The following is a 3,602-nucleotide window of genomic DNA, read 5'->3' on the forward strand; positions in this document are numbered from 1 at the left end:
AGCTTGACGCCGCCCGCCGGGCGATCGACGCCCGGAGCGACCGCGAGCCGTTCGACAAGCATCAGGCGACGGCGTTCGCGGCGCTGACCACCGGCAAACTGCGGGACGCCCTCGATGTGCAAAGCGAACCGGCCAAACTCCGCGACCGCTACGGCATGACGCTGTTCGGCCAGTCGTGCCTCGCCGCCCGCCGTCTGCTGGAAGCCGGGGGCAAGTTCGTGACTGTCTGCTGGGACGAATACGGCCTCGTGAACACCGGCTGGGACACGCACATCTATCAAAACACCCGGCTGAAAAACGAACTGGGCCCCGGCCTCGACGCCGCCTTCACGGCCCTCTTGGAAGATCTGGAGGCGAGGGGCCTGCTGGAGGAGACCGCCATCGTGGTCCAGAGCGAACACGGCCGCACGCCCCGGATTCAGAACGTCGCCGGGGCCGGGCGCGACCACTGGTCCCGCGCCTACTCGGCCATGTTCGCCGGCGCCGGCTTTGCCAAAGGCCGGGTGATTGGCCGCACCGACAAGATCGGCGGCGATGTGATCGAAACGCCGTTCTCGCCGAAAGACGTGATCGCCACGCTGTTCCACCTGCTGGGCATCGACCCGCACTCCGAGATTCCCGACCGCCAGGGAAGACCATACCCCGTCGGCGGAGTGGGCCGAGTGAGGTCGGAATTGCTGGCGTAAATCGTTGGCAGAGTGGTTTTGGTTTTGGTCTTGGCGAGCCGAGCAGCGTGAGCTTCCGGTGGTTGAACCGCCTCCCCTTTCCTCAGCCTGATTCAAACCCGTGGCTGAAGTGACTTCCCCGCCGTGGTTTTGGTCTTGGCGAGCCGAGCAGCGTAAGCTGCCGGGTGGCTTCCAGTGGTTGAACCGCCTCTCCTTTACTCAGCCAGATTCAAACCCGTGGCTGAAGTGACTTCCCTGCCGGAAGCCACCCGGCAGCTCACGCTGCTCGGCTCGCCAATACCAACTTTTTCACGCTGGCTGTTGAACCCCAAGAGCCCCACTGCGTCAGCGGTGGGGGTGGCTTTTACTCTCGGGAAGCCACCCCATGTCCTTATAACATTCATCAACGGGCCGGTGACGAGCCCGCCGACAGCCTGTCAACGGAGAACACCCATGCGACTCGCGACGCCGGTTCTCGTGATCCTGCTGATGGCCGCCGGGTTGGCCCGCGCCGATGATATCGTGATTATTCCGGACGAGCATGACGAGATCGAACGAATCATCGAAGCTTTTCGCCAGCCGGAAACCAAAGAGACCGCCCGGCAAATCATCGAATTACAGACAAGGCTGAGCCTGTTGAAGAAAAGAGACTTCGCCGCCCTGTTTGGAAAGCCGCAGCCAAGAACGGCCAAGACCCACGCCATGCCGTTGGGCCAGATTCGCGGGTATGCCAGGCCCCGTGTCCCCGATCCCGATCCTGCCTCGAACAAGCGCCGCATGGACTTTCATGTGATCAAAGACATCGGGGCGTTTGAAATTTACTATTGGATCGATGGCATCCGGCCGGAAGGAATCCTTGTCTATCTCCCCTTGGACAAGGATTTTTCAAAGCTTGACAAAGACAACTGGAAGCAACGGCTGGCGTGGGACGAGGCCCGGCTCAAGAAGCTGTTTGCCCATGTCGAGGCAAGAATGCTCGAAGTCTTTCCGTGGGAAGTGGACCGGGCGGAACTGGCCAAAATGAACGGCCGTTCGGACTTTCGGGCAAACGCCGCCGACCAGTTGAAGGCTTGGATCGCCTCCGGCGCGGGCTTGAAACAGACCCGTGAGGTCAAGGCCGGGCGGGATGCCTGGCTCTGGGTGGACGCGGACGGCCTGCCGGTTCGCTCGGCCGACGGGGGCGAGGACAAAGGCCCGCCAAGCCTGTTCATGATTTATTATGCCAAGGAGAAAATGTTTCGGCATGATTCGTTTCTCCGTGCCAGCGGCGAATTGGCCTCGCGAAGCTGGTCGACGGGAAAGAAAATTCGTGACGATGAGAAGGGCTGTTGGCGTTGGTATGGAAAAGATGAAAAAATCATCCGGCTTGAATGGGACGACAACCACGACGGCATCCCCGACTGGTATCTGAAGGCGGAAGACAAGCCGAACCACCCATCCGACGAAGAGTCCAACACCAAGAAAAGGCCGCTCGCCATCAACGACTCGTGGGCCGTCAACCCCAAGCTGATTCCCGAGGAATGCCAGATCCCCGACCAGGCGAACTTCCGGGTGCCGGTGCGCAAAAAAGTGGCGGCCACGCCGGCGAAGTAAGCCGGATTCAACGTGATGTCTGGCCACGCTGAAAGCCTGTCAACGGAGGACACTGATGCGACTCGCGATACCCGTTCTCGTGACCCTGCTGCTGGCCGCCTGTCCGGCCCGCGCAAGCATCATCCTGATTATTCCTGACGAATTCGATGACGTGGCGTTGATTCGCGACGCCCGCGACAAGCCGGAGGTCAAGGCGCTGTCCTCGCGGATCGATGAATTCAAGAAACGCCTGTGTCGGTTGAAGGAGAGAGACATCCTCGCCGCGTTCGGCGAACCGCGGAAGAAACCGGCCAAGACTTACGCGTTGCCTGTGGCCCAACCTCGCTCGCTGGATTTTTCCGGGATTTGGTCCGATGATCCCGCCCAGAACAAGGATCACATCGAGTTCCACGCGATCAAGAACATTGGCGCGTTGAAAATCTACTACGATGCAGACGGCGTCTCCCCGATGGACATTGTCGTTTACTTCGCGGCGGACAAAGATTTCCCCCGGCTTGACGCGAACAATCTGAAGCAGCGGCTGGCATGGGAGACGGCCCGGCTGAAGGCGCTAATCGCCCATGCCGAGGCGAGATTGGCCGAGGTCTTTCCGTGGGAAGTTGACCGGGAGGAACTCGCCAAGATCAACACCGGAGACTACCAGGCGAACGCCGCCGACAATCTGCAAGCGTGGATCGCCTCCGGCCCGGATTTGAAACTGACTTATCAACACCAGGAAGGATCTGGCCTCTGGCGCTGGCATGACGAAACCGGCCATTTGGTCCGCGAGATCACTGAAGGCAAGAAGACGAGCGGTCCGGATCTGTTCACGATTTATCATCCAAACAGAGAAATAAGCCGGATCGATATTTTTTCTTTTCGCAAAGGCAAGTTGATGTCCCGCCGGTGGCTCCGAAAAGACGGCTCGGGGATCTTTCGTCTCGAGGACGACGACTCTTGGTGTTGGTGGGGAAAAAACGGGGACATCATCCGGCTGGAATGGGACGACAACGGCGACGGCATCCCCGACTGGTATCTGACGGAGGACGACAAACCCAAAGATATGTGTGACCGGGAGGCCAAGAAGAAGAAAAAGCCGCTCGCCATTGAAGGCTCGTGGGCCATCGACCCGAAGCTGATTCCCGAGGAATGCCAGCTCATCGATCAACCGGATTTGCGGGTGCCGGTGCGCAAGAAAGCAGCGGCCACGCCGGGGAAGTAGGCCGGAGAAGCATGCCCGGCCCTGACGGACCGGTCTGGATTAATCGGCCTTTCAGGCCGAGGCCGCCGGGGGTGGAAGCCGTCACCCATCAAAACGCCCGGTCTGAAAGACCGGCTAACCCAGACCGGTCCGTCAGGGCCGGG

3 protein-coding genes are annotated in these 3,602 nt (G+C 60.4%); all 3 read left to right on the forward strand.

Annotated elements, in window-relative coordinates; translation table 11 throughout:
* A partial coding sequence (locus BGIM_RS54695) for a DUF1501 domain-containing protein (RefSeq protein WP_020474963.1) occupies positions 1-686 on the forward strand: 686 nt, incomplete at its 5' end.
* A 432-nt stretch (positions 687-1,118) separates the two neighbouring features.
* On the forward strand, positions 1,119-2,258 hold the full coding sequence (locus tag BGIM_RS0138625; protein ID WP_020474964.1) for a hypothetical protein: 1,140 nt from the start codon (positions 1,119-1,121) through the stop codon (positions 2,256-2,258).
* Positions 2,259-2,313: 55 nt separating this feature from the next.
* The gene (locus BGIM_RS54700) at positions 2,314-3,459 is read left to right on the forward strand and encodes a hypothetical protein (protein ID WP_020474965.1); all 1,146 of its coding nucleotides are present in this window, start codon (positions 2,314-2,316) and stop codon (positions 3,457-3,459) included.
* Positions 3,460-3,602: the final 143 nt, after the last annotated feature.

The sequence above is a fragment of the Zavarzinella formosa DSM 19928 genome, from assembly GCF_000255705.1.
Taxonomy (GTDB): Bacteria; Planctomycetota; Planctomycetia; order Gemmatales; family Gemmataceae; genus Zavarzinella; species Zavarzinella formosa.

Excerpts from the sequence above, each read along its gene's own strand:
- BGIM_RS0138625 (WP_020474964.1), top strand. The coding sequence starts at position 1,119 with ATGCGACTCGCGACGCCGGTTCTCGTGATCCTGCTGATGGCCGCCGGG.
- BGIM_RS54700 (WP_020474965.1), top strand. The coding sequence starts at position 2,314 with ATGCGACTCGCGATACCCGTTCTCGTGACCCTGCTGCTGGCCGCCTGT.